Below are 19,055 nucleotides of genomic sequence, written 5' to 3' on the forward strand. Positions count from 1 at the left end.
GATCGCTGCGAAGAAAGACAGAAAAGAACCTCGCCAAAACGCGCACGAAAACGATCGTCCCCCTGCGACGTTGCCGCCCCGCAGCCCCATGAATACCCCCAAATATTACCGGGAAAATAGCCCCACCCGGCGCTCGCAGCTAATAAAGCAGCAGGCAACAAGTCAATGATGCAACTCTCCATTGTTCCTCAAAGTATCAACCGGCAATCTCGTGTGGCCTATTCAACACACCATCTGACGCGGCCGTCGCGGACAGTTCGCCGGCCGCGCGCAGGGTACGCGGTAGCCACAACTTTTGGAGGCATTTTCACAACAAATCCGTGGAGACAGGCCCAGGCCCGTCATTGCGGCGGTCGACGGGAATCAGGAGCGCCAGAAGCCCTGACTCTTTTCGTCTCAAGCGGCACCCTGACACCGAAAACGTATTGGCATCGCCCTTGAAATCTTCGAAATCCCCTCCATCTAACGACCATCACCCGTTTCGAGGGTTTCGTTCGACGTGCCGCTGGCACGCGATTGGAGCTTTCCGGGTTGGAACAGGGCGCTCCCCGAAAGGGTCGAGTGCCCTGTTTCGTTTTAAAGTGCTGCTGAAATGGATCGGCGACCGGTCCGCACCTCGTTGGGGCGCCGCCGCTCATGCGGGATTGGATAGGACGCATGAGCCCCGGCGTTAAGTCTTGTTTCGGTGGCGGTAGACGAGATATGCGCCAGCCATACTCATCGCCGCCAAAGCGAACCAGGTCAGCGCATAGACCAGATGGCTGTTGCGAAAACGAACGACCGTAAGTCCGCCGACAGGCAGGCCGCCGGGATTGGGTGCCGCATCCGCATCGATGAAGTAGGGTGCGACATCAGGCAGGCCCTTCGCCGCAGAAATCGCGGCGACGTCGCGCGAGAACCAGCGGTCGTTTGCCGGATCATTGGAGCGCAGGAAGGCGCCGCCAGGTTCTGTGACGCGGAGTAGCCCTGTTACCGTGGTGGCTCCGTCGGTATCACCTTCAGCGCGTTCGGCAGCATTGCGGCGATCGACGGGCACAAAGCCGCGATTGATCAGCACGTTCCAACCGTCTTCCAGGCGCATTGGCGTCAGAACCCAGAACCCGGCGCCAAGCTCCGTCACTGCCTGCACCAGCGTGGACTTGTCATGACTGAAGGTGCCGCTTGCGGTGACGCGACGGTATTCGTCCTTCTCCCGTGTGACGGCACCCCAGTCAGATCGCGCTGGTGCCGGCACGGCGGGCGCATTGATGCGTGCCTCGACACGGGCAATGAGATCAAGCTTCCAGGAGAGCCGCTGCACCTGCCAGGTGCCGAGCGCCAGGAACACCGCTACGAGGAACAACAGGGCGCCCGTCATCATCAGACGGGCGCGGGAGGATACGCGGTCCCTCCCCTTCACCTTGTCGTCGGTGGTCATCGTGGTATCCACCTGCCCTGACCCGTCGTCAGGGCATGTTCTTCATCATCTCGTGGGTCATCGGCATCATGTTGGTGTTGAGGTGATGCATGACCCAGAGAGAGCCCGCGAGTGCGATGCCGACGATGATGATCGTGAAGATCAGCGCCATCAACGTCCAGCCTCCCTCGGAGCGCGCATTCATGTGCAGGAAGTAGATCACGTGCACGACGATCTGGACGACGCCGATGCCCATGACGATGACGGCGGTCAAGATCTTGCTGTCCAGCACGCCACCCATGACCAGCCAGAACGGGATGGCCGTCAGGATCACCGAGAGGATGAAGCCCGTCATATAGCTCTTGAACGAACCGTGACCGGCGGCGTCGCCGTGATGGCTGTGCGCGTGATGCGGTTCGAACGCGCTTTCGTGGTCGGAATGTGCGCTCATCCGAGAACTCCCAGGAGATAGACGAAGGAGAAGACGCCGATCCAGATGACGTCGAGGAAGTGCCAGAACATCGACAGGCACATCAGGCGACGGCGGTTTTCCGGGATCAGCCCGTGCTTGCTGACCTGCACCATCAGCGTGATCAGCCAGATGATGCCGAAGGTGACGTGCAGCCCGTGCGTGCCAACCAGCGTGAAGAACGACGACAGGAAGGCCGAGCGCGTCGGGCCGGCACCTTCGAGAAGCAGGTGATAGAACTCATAGAGCTCGACCGCCAGGAAGATCGCGCCGAACACGCCGGTGACGCCGAGCCAGAACAGCGTCTCCATCTTGGCGTTGCGCTCCATTTGGAGCATCGCAAAGCCGTAGGTGATCGAGGAGAGAAGCAGCATCGCCGTGTTGAAGGCGACGAGGCCGAGGTCGAAAAGATCCGCCGGCGACGGTCCGGCCGCGTAGTTGCGGCCGACGACGCCATGCGTCGCAAAGAGCACGGCGAATATCAGGCAGTCGCTCATCAGGTAGAGCCAGAAACCCAGCATGGTGCTGTGTTCCGGGTGATGCTCTTCCGTCAGGTAGAACTGCGGCTTTTCGTTTTCTTGGACTTGGGTTTGGGTCATCGTCTCAGATCCGTTCCGTGAGCAGCTTGGAGCGCGCATCCTCGGTGGCCGCAACGGTTTCGGCGGGGATGAAGAAATCACGCTGATAGTTGAATGTGTGACCGATCGCGACGGCGATGAGGGCGATGAAGGACACGGCCGCCAGCCACCAGATGTACCAGATGAGCGCGAAGGCGAGCACGACGCTGATGCCCGAGAGGATGACGCCCGTGCCGGTGTTCTTCGGCATATGGATCGGCTTGAAGCCTTCGAGCGGGCGCTCGTAACCCCGGTTCTTCATGTCGTACCAGCTGTCGTGGTCGTGGACGACGGGCGTGAAGGCGAAGTTGTAGTCCGGCGGCGGCGACGAGGTCGACCATTCGAGCGTACGGCCATCCCAGGCATCGCCTGAGGTCTCGCGCAGCTGGTCGCGCCTGAGGAAGCTGACGACCAGTTGGATGATGAAGGACGCGATGCCGATTGCGATCAGGACCGCGCCGAAGGCGGCGATGATGAACCAGATCTGCAGCGATGGGTCTTCGAACTGGCTGACGCGGCGGGTGACGCCCATGAGGCCAAGCACGTAGAGCGGCATGAAGGCGAAGAAGAAGCCGATCTGCCAGAACCAGAAGCTCATCTTGCCCCAGAACGGATCGAGCTTGTAGCCGAATGCCTTCGGCCACCAGTAGACCAAGCCCGCCATCAGCCCGAACAACACGCCGCCGATGATGACGTTGTGGAAGTGGGCAATCAGGAACAGCGAGTTGTGCAACACGAAGTCGGCCGGCGGGATCGCCAGCATGACGCCGGTCATGCCGCCGATGACGAAAGTGACCATGAAACCAATGGTCCAGAGCATTGGCAGCTCATAGCGGATGCGGCCGCGATACATGGTGAAGAGCCAGTTGAACATCTTCGCGCCCGTCGGGATCGAGATGATCATCGTGGTGATGCCGAAGAAGGCATTGACTGATGCACCCGAACCCATGGTGAAGAAGTGGTGCAGCCACACGAGATAGGACAGGATCATGATCACGCAGGTGGCATAGACCATCGACGTGTAGCCGAAGAGGCGCTTGCCGCAGAAGGTCGCCACCACCTCGGAGAAGATGCCGAAGGCCGGCAGCACGAGGATGTAGACCTCCGGATGACCCCAGATCCAGATGAGGTTGATGTACATCATCGGATTGCCACCAAGGTCATTGGTGAAGAAGTTCATGCCGAGGTAGCGGTCGAGCGAAAGGAGGGCGAGCGTCGCCGTCAGGATCGGGAAGGTCGCCACGATCAGGATGTTGGTGCAAAGCGAGGTCCAGGTGAAGACCGGCATCTTCATAAAGGTCATGCCGGGAGCGCGCATCTTCACGATGGTCGCGATCAGGTTGATGCCTGATAACGTCGTGCCGACGCCGGCCACCTGCAGTCCCCAGATGTAGTAGTCGACGCCGACGCCCGGACTGTAATCTGCGCCCGAAAGCGGCGGGTAGGCAAGCCAGCCGGTCCGCGCGAACTCACCGACGAACAGCGACATCATGATGATGACCGCACCGCCGGTCGTCATCCAGAACGAGAAATTGTTGAGGAACGGGAACGAGACGTCGCGCGCGCCGATTTGCAGCGGCACGACATAGTTCATGAAACCGGTGACGAAGGGCATCGCCACGAAGAAGATCATGATCACGCCGTGGGCGGTGAAGATCTGGTCGTAGTGATGCGGGTTGAGATAGCCCTCGTTGCCGTTGAAGGCGATCGCCTGCTGTATGCGCATCATGATCGCATCGGCAAAGCCACGCAAAAGCATGACGATCGCCAGGATGATGTACATGATGCCGATCTTCTTGTGATCGACCGACGTGAACCACTCGTGCCAGAGATAGCCCCAGAGCTTGTACTTCGTGATAAGGGCGAGAATGGCGATGCCGCCGACGGCCACCGCTGCGAAGGTCGCGACGAGGATCGGCTCGTGATAAGGGATCGCTTCTAACGTAAGCCGCCCGAAGATGAATTGCGTGAGGCTGGTGTCACCAAACATGGGTCTTCCAATATGTCTCGAATTGCGGCCCAAAGGACCTTGGCGCTCGCTGGATCAGGGCCGGCGAGCGCGCGAAATTCCTAGTGCGTCTTGTGCATGTCGTGGTTCATCGGTTCGGCCGCCGACGGCTGATCGCTGCCCGCGGCCGGCTGTTCGCCACCGGCGGCATTGCCGGCTTCCGGTGCCGTTGCACCCGGCGCTGCCGCTTCGACCACGCCGCCCGCATGGCGGTTGTCATGCTCGAGCTTGGCGCGGTTCTCGTGGCTTTCAACGCCGGCGCCACCCATCATGTCGATGTGCATCATGTCCTTCATGCACATCTGCCCTTCGCGAACGCACATGTTGAGCACGGCGTCATAGAGACCGTCTTCAACTGAGGCGAAGTAACGCACCGGCTCCTTGACGCTCGGCTTTTCGAGCTTCAGGTAGGCGTCGCGGTTGAGCATCGTGCCGTTTTGCTTCACGCGGGCGACCCACTGGTCGAAGCCCGCCTGATCCACACCGTGGAACTTGAAGCGCATGTGCGAGAAGCCGTCGCCGCTATAGTTGGACGAAAGGCCCTCGTACTCGCCGGCCTTGTTGATGACGGCGTGCAGCTTGGTCTGCATGCCGGGCATGGCGTAGATCATGCCGGCAAGCGCCGGGACGTAGAAGGAATTCATCACCGAGGATGCCGTGATCTTGAAGTTGATCGGCACATCGACTGGTGCTGCCATCTCGTTGACCATGGCGATGCCGTAGTCCGGATAGAAGAACAGCCATTTCCAGTCGAGGGCGACGACCTCGACGGTGATCGGCTTCATCTCATCGGTTACCGGGCGCGCCGCATCGATGCGGTCGAGCGGTCGATAGGGGTCGAGCTTGTGCGTGCTCACCCAGGTAATCGCGCCGAGTGCGATGATGATGGCGAGCGGCGCCGACCAGATGATGACTTCGAGACCGGTGGAATGGTGCCATTCCGGATCGTACTTGGCAGCGGTGTTCGACTGGCGATAGCGCCAGGCGAAGAAGAGCGTCAGGAAAATGACGGGGACGATGATCACCAGCATCAGGACCGTCGAAATGACGATCAGATCCCTCTGCTGAGCGGCAATATCGCCGGAGGGCGACATGACCACCATGTTGCATCCCGAGAGAACAGAGAGCAACAGGACGGCGACCATCGATCGTCCGGCTAAACTGAATGGCTTCGGCATTGCGGCCTCAACTTGCGTTTTGTCTAGTCGGCATTACTCGGGCATGGTCGCGCATGGAAGTGAGGTCCATCGTCGCAGCGCAGCATTTTGCCGCAGTGCAGTGACGGCCGTATCGCTCTATGCGCGTCTGTACGGGCGCAATGGCTTAATGTCGGTTCGATGCCGGCTGTTCAGGCGAACGTTAGGCACGAATTCGAATGAGGCATGTGCGCAAGTACGTGCACGGCATTCTTGATATCAGACGCCAATTGGTCAACACTCTAACGACAAGACGCACGTTCGTCGGAGAAGTTCATGGTTTCGGTCACTCATCCCACATCGTCTGGACTCGAACGGGATGCGCGTCGCATCCATGAGGACGACAAGCCGCTGTCCCCGGGGAGTATCGCCATTGGCGTGGTCATTGGGCGAACCTCGGAGTTCTTCGATTTCTTCGTCTATGGCCTCGGCTCGATCCTTGTTTTCCCGAAGCTGATCTTCCCGTTCGCGCCCAATGCGGTGACCGCGACGCTGATGTCCTTCGCGCTGTTTCCCCTCGCCTTCCTGGCCCGTCCCGTCGGGTCATTCGTGTTCATGTGGGTCGACCGGAACTACGGGCGCGGCACGAAGCTGACGATCGCCCTCGTCATCCTCGGCGGCTCGACCGCATCCATCGCCTTCCTGCCAGGCTACGACACGATCGGCTACTGGGCGGTAGCACTCCTCGCGCTCTTCCGACTGGGACAGGGCTTTGCGCTCGGCGGCGCTTGGGATGGCCTTGCGTCGCTGCTGAACCTCAACGCGCCGCAGAATCACCGCGGCTGGTACGCGATGATCCCGCAGCTCGGCGCGCCGATCGGCTTTGCGCTTGCGAGCATTCTCTTCGGCTACTTCGTCAGCAATCTTTCGCAGGAGGATTTCCTCGCCTGGGGCTGGCGCTATCCCTTCTTCGTCGCCTTCGCGATCAACGTCGTGGCGCTTTTCGCGCGCCTGCGCATCGTTGCCAGCAAGGAATTCGGCGCCGCCATGGAAGCCAAGGAGCTCGAGGCACGGCCGATCTTCGAGATGCTGAGCAAGCACAGCATCGACGTCGTGCTCGGCGCCTTCGTGCCGCTCGCAAGCTTCGCGATGTTCCACCTCGTCACCATCTTCCCCTTGAGCTGGGTGACGCTCAACGGTGGCCAGTCGGCCGCTGAATTCCTGTGGGTCCAGGTCGCGGGCGCCGCCCTCGGCGCCATCGGCATCGTGCTGTCAGGCGTGATCGCCGACCGCGTCGGCCGCCGCAACCAGCTGATGATCGGCGCGATCCTGATCGCGATCTTCAGCTTCTCGGCTCCTTTCCTGCTCGATGCCGGCGGCAAGGGTCAGGACGCCTATATCCTGATCGGCTTCGCCATCCTCGGCCTTTCCTTCGGTCAGTCGTCTGGCGCCGTGTCTTCGCGCTTCACCCAGTACTATCGCTACACGGGTGCTGCGCTGACATCCGATCTCGCCTGGCTCGTGGGCGCCGCCTTCGCGCCGCTCGTGGCGCTCGGGCTTGCCAGCAGCTTCGGCATCATCTTCATCGGCGGTTACCTGATTTCCGGCGCGATCTGCACGATCGCCGCGCTCAGCCTGACCCGCGCGTTGGATCAGCAGTAAGGCGATGGCGGGGCGGCAACGCCCTGCCGACTCTTCAGAGGCGGACCTCGACGTGGAAGCCCCGGTCCGTTCCCGGGGCCGGCGATGCGATCAGCAATCGTCCATGCATCTGTTCCACCAACCGCTGCACGATCGCAAGGCCGAGGCCGGAGCCGGAAGCTTCCGTCGGCCCGCGACTGAAGCGCTTGGTCAGGCCAGCCAGCGTCTCCGCGTCGATGATGGCACTGTCGTTGGTGACACCCACACCACGGGCATCGACGTTGATCCTGACCGGGCTTCCGGACGGGCTGTGGATCAGGGCGTTTTCCAGAAGATTGCGAAGCACGATCGCAAAAGCATCTGCGGGGATCGGACGGACAAGATCGGCGCCTTCCGCGACATGGACCTTCAGGCGGCTGGCACCAAGTGCCGAGCGTTCCATGTCCTCAAGGACAAGATCCAGGACCGGCAAGAGGTCGGTGCTTTCGTCGGATATGGCGATCCCGGCTTCGGCCTGCGACATCTGCAACAGCTTTTCGGCCAGTCGACCGAGATGAAGCAGTGCGCGCTCGATCTGGCTGGTCCGTTGCCGAAAGGCGGGAGGCACCTCGCTCGCCAGCCGCTGTGTTTGCGCCAGCGCACCCGCGATCGGCGTCCTCAATTCATGGGCGCTGTTGGAAGTGAATTCGCGTTCCGCTTCGAGTGCCGCCTTGAGGCGGGTCAGCAGAAGGTTCACCGATCGGGCGATCGCGCGCAGTTCTCTCGGTAGCGCGCCTTCATCAAGCGGGGCCAGGTTGCCGCTGTCCTTAGTGAGGATTTCTTCGCGCAACTGCTCGACCGGTGCAAGTGCGCGGCGCGCGACAAGAATGATGGCGATAATGCTGGTTGGGATCAGCACGAGCAACGGCAAGAGCAGCGCCGTGCCGCCCTCGAGGAGCGCTTCGGTGCGATGCTCGAAAGCGTCTGCCACCTGGACGAAGAGGGAGCCGTCAGCTGCTCCGGCCGTGTAGATCCGGTGCGTGTCTGTCTGCGAGAAGCCGACTTCGAGCGGAACTGCGAAGGGCTCTGGTGCTCCATCTTCGAACAGAACCCTGCCGCCGCGATCGCGGACCTGATAGGTCAGATATTGTGAATTCATCGCAGGTGCGATGAGGGCCACGGCGGGCTTGCCGTCGTTGCGGTCACGAGCAACGTCATCGGCCACGATTTGCAGCAGGCGCTCCGCCGTCTCCTGGACGCCGCTGTCGAAGATCTCGGTGAACTCGTCGTGCATGACAAAGACGCCGAGGCCAAGCGCGACGCACCAGAAGACCGCGACGACGCTCGTAATCGCGATGGTCAGCCTGCGGGCCATGCTTGCGACGCGCGACATCCGGTCACCTGATGCTGTAGCCGAGGCCCCGCACGGTCTCGATCCGGTCGAAGCCGATCTTCTTGCGCAGGCGGCTGATATAGACCTCGACCGTATTGCTCTCGATTTCAGCGCCAAAGGCGTAGAGCGCGTCGTGCAACTGTTCTTTCGACACGAGTGCGCCGGGATGGGCGACGAGCTTGTCGAGCACGGCCCACTCCCGCGCGCTGAGGTTCTGGCTTTCCCCTTCGACCAGCACCTTGCGATGGACCTGGTCGATCTCGATGCCGGGAAGTCTGACCGTCGGCGTGGCATTGCCGACATAGCGCCTGGAAACGGCCAGCATGCGGGCACTCAACTCGCCGAGGTCGAATGGCTTGACCAGATAGTCGTCCGCCCCGCTGTTCAAGCCTTCTATGCGATCGGAGATCTGGTCGTGCGCCGTCAAGATGATGACCGGCGTGCCGTCGTCCCGCTTCCGAAGAGCCCGCAGCAGCGATAGCCCCGAGCCATCAGGCAGCCGGAGGTCAAGCAGTATCAGGCCGTAGAGAACCGTCTCCGTCGCTGCCGTAGCGTCGACTATGCGCGTAAACCAATCGACTGCGTGGCCAGCCGCCGCGACATGATCGCGTAGCGCCTCCCCCAGAACCTGATCGTCTTCGACTAGTAGGACTCTCAAGATATCACCGGACACTTGTTCATCCTTGCCTATGTTCGATGGGGGATGGGCGTCAAGCCCCTGAGCGTTGCGCATCACTTGGCTGCATCGGCACGAGCCAACGCAGAAGTGGTCGCGATCGCAAAGCGGTGGGCGCTGGCGGGTTGTCAGGAAGCGGCGCGTTCGCGAAACGCACCGCGCCTTTTTTTGTAGCTGATGATCGCCGTGGCGATACCGACGAGCGCCATCAAAACGCCGAGGACTGTGAGCGCACCGCTGTTGTGTTCAACGGGCGCATTGCTCGCGAACTTGTACATTTCGGTCGCAAGGATCGCGATCAGGGCCGCCGAGACGGTCGAATAGTCCTTGCCGATGACGCGTTTCACATTGAAAGTCATGCCCTCGGTAGACTGCGCGAAGTTTCTCAAACGCAACGCCCACCGCGGCACGTCACGGCAGTACTCCCGGTAGGCTTCCCCGAACGTCCTGTCGAGAAAGGCTTCTTCGGCGTAGACGATGCACTGGTACATGAAGGCAAAGAGCCCGATACCGAGGACGACCAGAAGCGGGTTGCCGTGCAGCAGGAACACGCCGGAATAGAGCAGCATGTTTCCAACGTAGAGCGGGTTGCGGCAGACACCGAACATGCCTTCGGTCACGAGATCCTTGGCATAGACCTTTTTCTTCAGGCCGCCGCGCTGAATGTATTTGTAGCCGACCACGGTCGCGCGCAAGGCGAGACCCGCCAGGATGACCAGAACGGCGGCGAAGTCCTTGACCAGCGTGAGTGCCGGGTTATCCAGGACAACGGCTGGAGACGGCGCCAGCAGGAACAGAACGATGATGATGGCCGGAAACAGCTGGTTCCGGAAACGGAAGAGAAAATTGCCGATCGCAATCATGGTCTGGATTTCCTACTTGACCGCGATGATGCCGCAGAAATTGTACCAGCGGAAAAAGACCTCGACACTGCGGAAGCCGGCTTCCTTGAGCAACTGCATGTTCTCGTCCAAACGATAGGGGATGAGGACGTTCTCCAGAGCTTCGCGCTTCTTGGCGATCTCGATATCGGAGTAGCCGTTGCGGCGCTTGTAGTCGTAGTAGTGCTCGATGAACAGGCGGTTGAAGGTCGAGTCTTCGCTGGTGAGCTTTTCGACCAGCAGCAGGGCGCCGCGTTCATTGAGCCCATTATAGATCGTGCGCATGATCCGCTCGCGATGGAGCGGACGGACGAACTGCAACGTCAGCAGCATCATCACGACACTTGCGTCATGAATGTCGATGCCCTGGTGAAGGTCGCCAACCCTGAGGTCTATCGACCGGTTGGTGTTGGCTTCGACGATCTTCTCCCTCGCCTTCTCGATCATGTCGGGAGCGTTGTCGATGCCGACAAAGCGGACGGAGGGATCAACCATAGTGTCGAGGCCGAGCAGTGTCGTCGCCGTCGAACAGCCGATGTCGTAGAGACAGCTACCCGGTTCTGCGAAGTCTCCGGCGAGTTCGCAGGCCATGCGCTGGATCTCACCGTAGTAGGGAACCGAGCGGCTGACCATGTCGTCGAAGACGGCGGCAACCGTCGCATTGAACGCGAAGTCGCCGACCGGCTGGTCGGGTGCCGCGAAGACCTCGTCACGCCTGTTGTTGTTCTCGTGCACCTGCAGGTGCGGTACCTTGCTAGCCATATGCAGGTTCCTTTGTCCTTCCAAAGCACTTCCGGCATTCGGGCCCCCGCCAATCGTCAGGGACCGATTTGGCGGCTAGAGGGCCATCGAAACCTGACATGAACCTGAAAGGCACGCGCTGACGATGTCGAGCCGGCCGCGCGCCACCGGTAATGAGACCTTTGCCCACAGATCACGCGATTTTGCAGACAGGTGAACACGGGTGCGGGCAGAGTTCGCCGATAATCGACCCCTCGGAAATCGGGAGAGATGGCGATGCCCTCAGGACTATCGGCTGTGGCGCTGTCCTTGTCATTGTTGCTAGCGGCATCGGCGGTGTCGCACGCAGATGACTTGCCGCGTTCCGGCCAGCCGGTGTTCGACCGTGTCGTCGAGTTGGTGAATGCGAACTTTTACGACGGCAAGGCGCTCGACCGCTTCAACGCGGCGGTTCGGTCGAAATTGGACCCCGGGAATAGGCCAATCTCTCTGACCAGCCCGGTCGCCGATGTCGACGACGCAATCACGTCGGTCCTCTCCAGCCTTAGTGTATCGCATACCGGGCGCTACAAGCCCGATATGATCGACTATTTCGAGCTCTCTGACATTTTCCGTTTCGCGATCCGCGACGATATACGCCGCCTGTTTCCGCCGGACGGTGAAGTCCGCTATCCCGGCATCGGCATGGTGACCACCGTCGAAAACGGCCACCGTTTCGTCGTCGACGTCTATGATGGTTCCCCTGCCAAGAAGGCCGGCCTGCTCGTCGGAGACGAAATCCTCGCCGTCGATGGGGACCCCTATCGGGAGATCGGCTCGTTCGATGGCAAGGTCGGCAGCAGTGTCGATATCCGATTGCAAAGGGAGCGCGGCGCCGCACCGATGTCGATCAGGGTCCCGGTGGAGCAATTGCGACCGCTGCCGATGTTCGAGCGGGCTATCGACGAAAGCGTGACACTGAGCGAACGAGCTGGCCACAGGATCGGCTACGTGCGCATGTGGACACTGTCCACGCGCCATGGTCTCGATATCGTCGCAGACGCCCTGGCGAACGGAGCGCTCAAGGATGCGGAAGGCCTCGTCGTTGATCTGCGCGGGCGTTGGGGTGGGGGTCCGGCCGATGCAGCCGAGCTTTTCGTTGGCGATACGCCTTCGTTCCGGCTGATTCCGCGAAAGGGCGAAGCAACGCTCGCGAACTTTCGGTGGCGCAAGCCTGTGATCGCGTTGATAGACAAGGGCACGCGCAGCGGCCTGGAACTTTTCGCCTACGCACTTAGGCAAAACGCCATTCCGCTGGTCGGCGAACGGACGGCAGGTGCCCTTCTCGCAGGCCGCGCCTATGTGCTCCCGGATGACAGCCTGCTCGAACTTGCGGTTTCCGACGCCGTGATCGACAACGATCTGCGGCTCGAAGGGATCGGCATCGAGCCTGATATTTCCGTGGCATCGCCAATCGCCTATGCCGCAGGAAAGGATCCGCAACGGGAGGCGGGGTTCGTTGAGATGGCCCGGATGCTCGCTGCCGGGAAAAGTGGTCAGGCAGCGACGCCGCGCGATCCGGCGTTCACACGCTGATCCGGCCAATGGCCTTGCCCGCTGCAGGTGACGTCAAGGCTTAGTCCACAAGTATGCCCTTAGGGCTAACGCGTACCGGCGACGATGGTCGCGGTGGAGCGCAGTTCGACTTTGCCCGCCCTGCTCGCCTGTCGGGCAAGACCCAGCACCTCGACCTTGATACGCTCCCGTGTTGCTACATCTGCCTGCCCCAGACCCGCCACCACGGGCGCGGCAATTTCGGTCATGAAGGCCCAATAGTCTTCGGGCGTGTCGTGCACCATCGTGGTCGTGACCTCCTCCTCGCGGACGTCGCGCAGCCCTGCGTCGGTAAAGACAGCCGTCATCAGTCCTTCCGGCGCGCAACGGAACAAGCCGGGCGCTCCCGCCGGCGGTTTCGGCAATTCGACGTGGCGCGCTATGGTCCACATGATCGTCGTTGCCCAAGCGTTCTTGTCAGGTGCCCCCCAAACGGCGGCACAAACGCGCGCACCCGGCTTCGCCACCCGTCGCAATTGCTCGGCTGCCGCCGCAACGTCCGGGAAGAACATGAACCCGAACCGGCACAGGACAGCATCGAACATCGCGTCGGAGAAAGGTAACGCGCCGGCATCACTGATCCTGGTTTCAAAGTTCGACAGACCCCGGTTCCTGGCATTTTCGCTCGCCACCTGCAGCATGCGCTCCGAGAGATCGGTGACGGTGACGCGGCCGTTCGGGATCGACGCGGCGACTGTCAGTCCCGGCTCGCCCGTTCCGGCGGCGACGTCAAGCACCTGATCGCCGTCCTTGATCGCTGCCTGGCGGATCATCGCCTGGCCGAAGGGGGCAAGCCAACCGAGGACGAGAGAGTCCCACTTCTTCCAGCCGGCGGAAAATCGATCCCAGGTTTCTCTTTGCTGATCGCGGATTTGATCGAGATGCGCGGACATGCAGGTTCCTCCCATGGCGCCGTTTTCGCCCTCGTCTGGCGAAACTATGGACCCGCTGCCAAACGTTACAAATCACTTTTGCGCCGGGACAAGCGGGGCTTTGTGACCGCGGTTACATGTGATCTCAGACAATCCGCTCTAGGGTGAGAGGGCGAGGCACGCTATATTCTAATTGAGGAGACCGGGAAGGAGAGATTCGCACCGATGTCGAACCGGACCAACGGCAAAAATAACGGCCGGATAGAACCCAGCGACGAACAATCCCTCGGTGATCAATTGCGGATGATGCATCGGGCCTTTATGGCCTCGCCGCTACGCAACAAGATCATTTGGCTGACCATAAGCATCGTCGTTGTCATTGTGGTGACAGCCTTCGGCCAAATCATCCTCAATCAATGGTACAAGCCATTCTACGACACGCTCGAGCGCCGCGACCTGCCAGCCTTTTTGCATCAGCTTGTCGTTTTCGCCCAGATCGCAGGCGTGCTTCTCGTCCTCAACGTTCTGCAAACCTGGCTCGGACAGGTGATAAAGCTGCGTCTGCGAGAAGGGCTGACCGAAGATCTCATCAACGAATGGATGCGCCCCTCGCGTGCTTTTCGGCTGGCGAATGCGGGTGCGATCGGCATCAACCCGGATCAACGCATCCATGAGGATGCGCGCCATCTGACCGATCTCTCCGCAGGGCTTTCGATCGGTCTTTTCCAATCGGGCATTCTACTGGTGAGCTTCATCGGCGTGCTGTGGTCACTCTCCGACGGCTTCGTTTTCCACGTCGCAAACTACGCCTTCGCCATTCCTGGCTACATGGTCTGGGCTGCCATTCTCTATGCAGGCACTGCCTCTTGGCTCAGCTGGCTCGTCGGCCGGCCGTTGGTGGCTCTCAATGGAGAGCACTATGCCCGCGAGGCGGCGCTGCGGTTCTCGCTCATGCGCGTCAGCGAACATATAGAGGCTGTATCCCTCTCGTCGGGTGAAGCAAATGAAAAGAAGCGCTTACAGCGCGATCTTGCTTCGGTACTCGAGATCAGCTACGGCCTCTTGCGCGCCGTGACGCGGCTGACCTGGGTTACCGGGGGCTACGGCTGGATTACCGTCGTTGCCCCGATTGTCATCGCTGCACCGGTCTATTTCTCGGGAGACTTGAGCTTCGGCGGGCTGATGATGGCGGTCGGCGCCTTCAACCAGGTGCATGCATCCTTGCGCTGGTTCGTCGACAACATCGGCGCGATCGCCGACTGGCGTGCCACGCTGCTGCGTGTCGCCGCCTTCCGTTCGGCATTGCTGATGACCGACGAAAGGCATGAGGGCGACAAGCGTATCGACTTCAAGACGTCGGAAACGCCGCAGATGAGCTTCGACAATGTCGAGATCGTCTCGCCAACCGGCTGCATCAAGCTTCGGGAGCAAAGCGTTACGATCGATCCGGGCGAACGGGTGCTCGTTACCGGTGCTCCCGAGGTGGAGAAGGCGCCATTCTTCCGGGCGATCGCCGGACTTTGGCCCTGGGGCCATGGCCGCATCGCACTGCCGGTGGATGATGGCCTCGCCTTCGTCCCGAAGTCACCCTACTTCCCGCCCGGAACCCTTGGCGACGTTCTCGCCTATCCCGGTGCTGCAGATACCTACGGCAAGGGCGAGCTCGCAGGCGTGCTCTCGAAGGTCGGACTTGGTCGGCTGAGCGGCCGGCTCGACCAGGATGCGCGCAAGCAGATGAACCTCAGCGAGGCGGAGCAACGGCTTCTGGCCATCGCCCGGCTCAGCTTGCACAAGCCGCGGTGGCTGATCATCGACGAGGCGCTCGACACGCTGGAGGACGATGCCTACCAGCGCGTCCTGAAGTTCATGGACGAGGAACTCAAAGGCGTCACGATCGTCAATATCGGAAGGACCGAGCGTGGCAACGACTTCTTCACGCGCGTGCTGCATCTCGACAAGAACCCGGCCGGCAATACGCTGCGGCGGTTGCAGCCAAGGAGCCTCCAGCCAGCTGATCCGCAACTGGTGGATTGAAGCAAGCGATCGTGTCCGCGCGGTCGCGGCAATGTCTCGAACGCACGGCTCGGAACGGCGTAAAATGTAATGGAATTAGAAAACCGCGCATTCTGTGCATGCGCGGTTTTGCCTTAACCAGCGTCGGTCGCCTTAACGCGCCTTCAGCTTCATGTGGCGGTTCACGTCCTTGTAGAGCAGGTAGCGGAACTTGCCCGGGCCACCGGCGTAGCAGGCCTGCGGGCAGAAGGCGCGCAGCCACATGTAGTCACCGGCCTCGACTTCGACCCAATCCTGATTGAGCCGATAGACCGCCTTGCCTTCCAGCACATAGAGGCCGTGCTCCATGACGTGGGTTTCGGCAAAGGGGATGATGGCGCCAGGCTCGAACGTCACGATGGTGATGTGCATGTCGTGGCGCAGATCGGCCGGATCAACGAAGCGGGTCGTCGCCCACTTGCCGTCGGTGCCGGGCATCGGCGACGGGGTGATCTCGGCTTCGTTGGCAAAGAAGGCTTCCGGCACCGGCAAGCCGTCAACCTGCTCATAGGCCTTGCGCACCCAATGGAAACGAACCGGCGCTTCGCTTCCGTTGCGAACGGTCCAATTGCTGGCCGGCGGAATGAAGGCGAACCCGCCCGGCTGCATCTTGTGCGCCTTGCCGTCGAGCGTGACGGTCAGTTCACCCTCGACGACAAAGATTGCGCCCTCGGCGCCCGCGTCGAGTTCCGGCCGCTCGCTACCGCCGCCCGGAGCGACTTCCATGATATATTGTGAAAATGTTTCAGCAAAACCGGAGAGCGGACGGGACAATATCCACAGCCGGGTCTTGTCCCAGAACGGCAGATAGCTGGTGACGATGTCCATCATCGTCCCCTTCGGAATCACAGCATAGGCTTCGGTAAAGACCGCGCGATCCGAAAGGAGTTGGGTTTGCGGCGGGTTGCCGCCATGGGGCGCATAGTAACTACGGTTGGTCATATCTTCCTTCAGTCTGCTGGCAGGCACCGCCTCCTCTAAAGAGCGGTGCAATGGGTCGGGCGCCGGGCGTCAAAGCAAGGCAGTGCGCAGATCGCGGGGCTGGTCCTTTTCCTCGTCCAAGTCCAGTTCTGCTTCCACGTGGTTCAGGTGTTCGGCCATTTCCTTGATCGCACTTGCGGCATCGCGCGACGCAACGTGCTCGACCACAGCCAGATGTTCGTCCGGTCCGCAGTTGTGCAGGTGGTTCGAGCGGTACATCGCGGTGATCAAGGATGTACGGGAAACGAGATCGCGCAGGATGCCGAAGAGGAAGGCCGAGCCCGAGAGTTCGGCAAGCAACAGGTGGAAACCACCGGAAAGCCGAACGATATCAGAGAGATTGCCGGACCGACCTGCGATGCGCTCTTCTTCGATATGTGCGCGCAGCCGCACGATATCCTTGGGGTTGGCGCGTTCGCAAAGGCGCTCGACCACGCGCTGCTCGATGGCCCGGCGGGCAACGAAGACATCGCGCGCCTCATCCACGGAGGGCTCGGAGACAAAGGCGCCACGGTTCGGCATGATCGTCACCAGGCCGTCGCGCTCGAGCGCAGTCAGTGCCTGGCGGATGCGGGCCCTGCTGACGGAGAATATTTCGGCAAGTTGCTCTTCCTTCAATCGCGTTCCCGGTCTTAGCCGCCGTTCTGCGATTGCAAGCCAGATCTTCTCGCAAATGATCGCCGTCGGAGCACCGGCGGCTTCGTCCGCGTTGTACATGAAATCTCCCTTAGCCGTTCACTTACTCTCGCCGTGCGGCGCTCAAAGTCAATTCCACCCGCTGCAGTTAGATATTGACTACAAAATTGTAGACAATATTGTGTACCGCAACTTGATGTGCAATGGCAACTGCTTAAACACGACCGTGCGACGGGGTTTTAGACCCAGGCGCGGCGCCACCTGAGAGCCCCGATGGACCTTGATTTCACTGAACTGCCGGCCCAGGACTATTCATCGCCTGCTGGCGAATTTCACCGGCGGACGGCCGAATGCGGCGGTCCCGGCGCTCTCGCTAGGCGGTCCACAATGCTCACGCCTGATACGGCGCCCGCCCCCCTCCTTGCTGCTCTTCGGAAAACGAGCTGATCCATGCGCCTCCTGCTCATCAACCCGAATTCCACCCGCTCCATGACCGAACAGGCGCATCGAAGCGCCGAGCGCGTTGCAGCACCCCAGACCCTACTGGAATCTGTTAACCCAACGTCAAGTCCAGCCAGCATTGAAGGCCACGCCGATGAAGCCATGGCCGTGCCGGCGATGCTTGCCGAAATACGCAAGGGCGAGCAGCGCGGCATCGACGCCTACGTCATCGCCTGCTTCGACGATCCCGGTCTTGGCGCCGCGCGCGAGATCGCCCGCGGTCCGGTGATCGGCATCTGTCAGGCGGCCGTGCAGGTGGCGATGAACATTGCGACCCGGTTTACGATCATCACCACCCTGCCCCGCTCGGTGCCGATCATCGAGGATCTCGCCGAGGCCTATGGTGCCGGCCACCGCTGCCGTAAGGTCCGCTCGGTGGACATGCCCGTACTGGCGTTGGAGGAAGATCTCGCCCACACAGAGGAAATACTGGTGCAGGAGATCCTCAAGGCGCGGCAGGAAGACGGCGCTGAAGCAATCATCCTCGGCTGTGCGGGAATGTCCGAACTCTGCGACCGCCTGAAAGCGCGCACAGGGATGCCCGTTATCGACGGCGTGACCGCTGCGGTGAAGCTGGCCGAAGCTCTGGTCGGTGGCGGCTATGCCACCTCGAAGGTCGGCGCCTATGATTATCCTCGCGTCAAGGAAAGCCCGGCCTGCAGGCTGGTTGACGTGGCCGGTTAAATCTCGGCCGTCACGACCACCGGGCGGCGACCCGTCCGGTGGATCTCACTGACACGGGATAGCTGTTTCAGCGCAACAAGGCGTCAAGCTGCTCCTGCAGTGTCGCCACCTTCTGCTCGAGTGCTTCCAGTCTTTCTTCGAGGGCAGATAGCGCCAAGCCACTCGGCGCCGAAGATACCGCCACCCTTTCGGCCGTCGGCTGCTCGACTTCGCCGCACAGCAGGTGCGCAAAACGGTCCTCGCGCTGACCTGCTCCCCGGTTCAATTGAACGATCAGTGGCGGCCTGCGGCCCATCATCAGGTCGATATTGTCCTTCAGATCCTCGATCGAGGCGAAACGCGCCATGCGCTCGCTGCGCGCCCAGAGTTCGTAGGCAGTCTGCGGGCCACGAAGAAGCAGGAGGCCCAGCATGGCGATCTGCGGCGATGTCAGTGAGAAGCGGTTGGCGACCAGGTGTTCGTAGCGCTCGACGCGCGATGCAAACGCCTGGCGCACCAGTCCTTTCTGCGACAGCGAAGAGAGCGCGCGATGAACATCCACCTGCTCGACCGCCATGACGGGGTCGCGCGCCGTCTTCTGGTTGGCCGCCGCATGGGCAGAGTTGAGCGTCAGCGGATAGACGTCTGGCGTCGTTTCCTTCTTCTCGATCAGGCATCCGAGAACGCGGGCTTCAACGGCATTGAGGACGGGGAAATCGGTATCGGAGGTCGTGTTCATATGCCAACTCTTCAAATCAACGCATTCGATCCCAGCCAAACCTCGCTGCGAGTCCGGTCTGGCCTGCGGCCCCACCCTAAC

17 protein-coding genes are annotated in these 19,055 nt (G+C 61.2%); 4 read left to right on the top strand and 13 right to left on the bottom strand.

Going from position 1 to position 19,055, the window contains the following annotated elements:
- Nucleotides 1–670: 670 nt before the first annotated feature.
- From LAC81_RS33665 to cyoA, 5 genes are all read right to left on the bottom strand, one after another.
- The gene (locus LAC81_RS33665; protein WP_419195848.1) at nucleotides 671–1,417 is read right to left on the bottom strand and encodes an SURF1 family protein; all 747 of its coding nucleotides are present in this window, start codon (nucleotides 1,415–1,417) and stop codon (nucleotides 671–673) included.
- 28 nt (nucleotides 1,418–1,445) lie between these two features.
- Nucleotides 1,446–1,847, bottom strand: a complete 402-nt coding sequence (gene cyoD / locus LAC81_RS33670; protein WP_113540671.1) for a cytochrome o ubiquinol oxidase subunit IV — start codon at nucleotides 1,845–1,847, stop codon at nucleotides 1,446–1,448.
- The gene (gene cyoC / locus LAC81_RS33675) at nucleotides 1,844–2,464 is read right to left on the bottom strand and encodes a cytochrome o ubiquinol oxidase subunit III (RefSeq protein WP_223728923.1); all 621 of its coding nucleotides are present in this window, start codon (nucleotides 2,462–2,464) and stop codon (nucleotides 1,844–1,846) included. Before cyoC ends, cyoD begins: the two co-directional genes overlap by 4 nt.
- A 4-nt stretch (nucleotides 2,465–2,468) precedes the next feature.
- Nucleotides 2,469–4,472, bottom strand: coding sequence for a cytochrome o ubiquinol oxidase subunit I (gene cyoB, locus LAC81_RS33680; protein WP_223728924.1), 2,004 nt, complete (start codon nucleotides 4,470–4,472; stop codon nucleotides 2,469–2,471).
- A gap of 80 nt (nucleotides 4,473–4,552) precedes the next feature.
- Nucleotides 4,553–5,668, bottom strand: coding sequence for a ubiquinol oxidase subunit II (cyoA, locus tag LAC81_RS33685; protein ID WP_223728925.1), 1,116 nt, complete (start codon nucleotides 5,666–5,668; stop codon nucleotides 4,553–4,555).
- 294 nt (nucleotides 5,669–5,962) lie between these two features.
- On the opposite strand from cyoA, the gene LAC81_RS33690 reads away from it, so the two are divergent.
- Nucleotides 5,963–7,288, top strand: a complete 1,326-nt coding sequence (locus LAC81_RS33690; protein WP_113540667.1) for an MFS transporter — start codon at nucleotides 5,963–5,965, stop codon at nucleotides 7,286–7,288.
- 34 nt (nucleotides 7,289–7,322) lie between these two features.
- Here LAC81_RS33690 and LAC81_RS33695 read toward each other — a convergent pair whose 3' ends face one another.
- From LAC81_RS33695 to cmoA, 4 genes are all read right to left on the bottom strand, one after another.
- Nucleotides 7,323–8,639 carry an ATP-binding protein gene (locus tag LAC81_RS33695; RefSeq protein ID WP_223728926.1) on the bottom strand — a complete coding sequence of 439 codons (1,317 nt, stop codon included), beginning with the start codon at nucleotides 8,637–8,639 and terminating at the stop codon, nucleotides 7,323–7,325.
- A 4-nt stretch (nucleotides 8,640–8,643) separates the two neighbouring features.
- Nucleotides 8,644–9,297, bottom strand: a complete 654-nt coding sequence (locus LAC81_RS33700) for a response regulator transcription factor (RefSeq protein ID WP_223728927.1) — start codon at nucleotides 9,295–9,297, stop codon at nucleotides 8,644–8,646.
- Between the two features lie 146 nt (nucleotides 9,298–9,443).
- Nucleotides 9,444–10,178, bottom strand: a complete 735-nt coding sequence (locus tag LAC81_RS33705) for a methyltransferase family protein (RefSeq protein ID WP_223728928.1) — start codon at nucleotides 10,176–10,178, stop codon at nucleotides 9,444–9,446.
- Nucleotides 10,179–10,190: 12 nt separating this feature from the next.
- Entirely contained in the window at nucleotides 10,191–10,958 is a 768-nt protein-coding gene (cmoA, locus tag LAC81_RS33710) for a carboxy-S-adenosyl-L-methionine synthase CmoA (protein ID WP_113540664.1), read from the bottom strand.
- A 255-nt stretch (nucleotides 10,959–11,213) separates the two neighbouring features.
- Here cmoA and LAC81_RS33715 point away from each other — a divergent pair, with 255 nt between their 5' ends.
- The gene (locus LAC81_RS33715; RefSeq protein WP_223728929.1) at nucleotides 11,214–12,512 is read left to right on the top strand and encodes a S41 family peptidase; all 1,299 of its coding nucleotides are present in this window, start codon (nucleotides 11,214–11,216) and stop codon (nucleotides 12,510–12,512) included.
- A gap of 65 nt (nucleotides 12,513–12,577) precedes the next feature.
- On the opposite strand, the gene LAC81_RS33720 is transcribed toward LAC81_RS33715, so the two are convergent.
- Nucleotides 12,578–13,423 carry a class I SAM-dependent methyltransferase gene (locus LAC81_RS33720; protein WP_223728930.1) on the bottom strand — a complete coding sequence of 282 codons (846 nt, stop codon included), beginning with the start codon at nucleotides 13,421–13,423 and terminating at the stop codon, nucleotides 12,578–12,580.
- A gap of 204 nt (nucleotides 13,424–13,627) precedes the next feature.
- Here LAC81_RS33720 and LAC81_RS33725 point away from each other — a divergent pair, with 204 nt between their 5' ends.
- Nucleotides 13,628–15,436 carry an ABC transporter ATP-binding protein/permease gene (locus LAC81_RS33725; protein WP_113540662.1) on the top strand — a complete coding sequence of 603 codons (1,809 nt, stop codon included), beginning with the start codon at nucleotides 13,628–13,630 and terminating at the stop codon, nucleotides 15,434–15,436.
- Nucleotides 15,437–15,568: 132 nt separating this feature from the next.
- Here LAC81_RS33725 and LAC81_RS33730 read toward each other — a convergent pair whose 3' ends face one another.
- Entirely contained in the window at nucleotides 15,569–16,396 is an 828-nt protein-coding gene (locus tag LAC81_RS33730; protein ID WP_223728931.1) for a bifunctional allantoicase/(S)-ureidoglycine aminohydrolase, read from the bottom strand.
- 69 nt (nucleotides 16,397–16,465) lie between these two features.
- Nucleotides 16,466–17,152: a GntR family transcriptional regulator gene (locus LAC81_RS33735; RefSeq protein ID WP_113540660.1), complete on the bottom strand. Its 687-nt coding sequence runs from the start codon at nucleotides 17,150–17,152 to the stop codon at nucleotides 16,466–16,468.
- Between the two features lie 369 nt (nucleotides 17,153–17,521).
- On the opposite strand from LAC81_RS33735, the gene LAC81_RS33740 reads away from it, so the two are divergent.
- Nucleotides 17,522–18,256: an aspartate/glutamate racemase family protein gene (locus LAC81_RS33740; protein WP_223728932.1), complete on the top strand. Its 735-nt coding sequence runs from the start codon at nucleotides 17,522–17,524 to the stop codon at nucleotides 18,254–18,256.
- Nucleotides 18,257–18,323: 67 nt separating this feature from the next.
- Here the strand turns inward: LAC81_RS33740 and LAC81_RS33745 are convergent, their stop codons facing one another.
- A complete protein-coding gene (locus tag LAC81_RS33745) occupies nucleotides 18,324–18,974 on the bottom strand; it encodes a YceH family protein (protein WP_223728933.1) in 651 nt (216 codons plus the stop codon).
- Nucleotides 18,975–19,055: the final 81 nt, after the last annotated feature.

It is taken from the genome of Ensifer adhaerens, assembly GCF_020035535.1.
Classification (GTDB): Bacteria; Pseudomonadota; Alphaproteobacteria; order Rhizobiales; family Rhizobiaceae; genus Ensifer.

Coding starts and splice junctions, on each gene's coding strand:
- LAC81_RS33665 (WP_419195848.1), bottom strand. CDS start 1,417: ATGACCACCGACGACAAGGTGAAGGGGAGGGACCGCGTATCCTCCCGC.
- cyoD (WP_113540671.1), bottom strand. CDS start 1,847: ATGAGCGCACATTCCGACCACGAAAGCGCGTTCGAACCGCATCACGCG.
- cyoC (WP_223728923.1), bottom strand. CDS start 2,464: ATGACCCAAACCCAAGTCCAAGAAAACGAAAAGCCGCAGTTCTACCTG.
- cyoB (WP_223728924.1), bottom strand. CDS start 4,472: ATGTTTGGTGACACCAGCCTCACGCAATTCATCTTCGGGCGGCTTACG.
- cyoA (WP_223728925.1), bottom strand. CDS start 5,668: ATGCCGAAGCCATTCAGTTTAGCCGGACGATCGATGGTCGCCGTCCTG.
- LAC81_RS33690 (WP_113540667.1), top strand. CDS start 5,963: ATGGTTTCGGTCACTCATCCCACATCGTCTGGACTCGAACGGGATGCG.
- LAC81_RS33695 (WP_223728926.1), bottom strand. CDS start 8,639: ATGTCGCGCGTCGCAAGCATGGCCCGCAGGCTGACCATCGCGATTACG.
- LAC81_RS33705 (WP_223728928.1), bottom strand. CDS start 10,178: ATGATTGCGATCGGCAATTTTCTCTTCCGTTTCCGGAACCAGCTGTTT.
- cmoA (WP_113540664.1), bottom strand. CDS start 10,958: ATGGCTAGCAAGGTACCGCACCTGCAGGTGCACGAGAACAACAACAGG.
- LAC81_RS33715 (WP_223728929.1), top strand. CDS start 11,214: ATGCCCTCAGGACTATCGGCTGTGGCGCTGTCCTTGTCATTGTTGCTA.
- LAC81_RS33720 (WP_223728930.1), bottom strand. CDS start 13,423: ATGTCCGCGCATCTCGATCAAATCCGCGATCAGCAAAGAGAAACCTGG.
- LAC81_RS33725 (WP_113540662.1), top strand. CDS start 13,628: ATGTCGAACCGGACCAACGGCAAAAATAACGGCCGGATAGAACCCAGC.
- LAC81_RS33730 (WP_223728931.1), bottom strand. CDS start 16,396: ATGACCAACCGTAGTTACTATGCGCCCCATGGCGGCAACCCGCCGCAA.
- LAC81_RS33735 (WP_113540660.1), bottom strand. CDS start 17,152: ATGTACAACGCGGACGAAGCCGCCGGTGCTCCGACGGCGATCATTTGC.
- LAC81_RS33740 (WP_223728932.1), top strand. CDS start 17,522: ATGCGCCTCCTGCTCATCAACCCGAATTCCACCCGCTCCATGACCGAA.
- LAC81_RS33745 (WP_223728933.1), bottom strand. CDS start 18,974: ATGAACACGACCTCCGATACCGATTTCCCCGTCCTCAATGCCGTTGAA.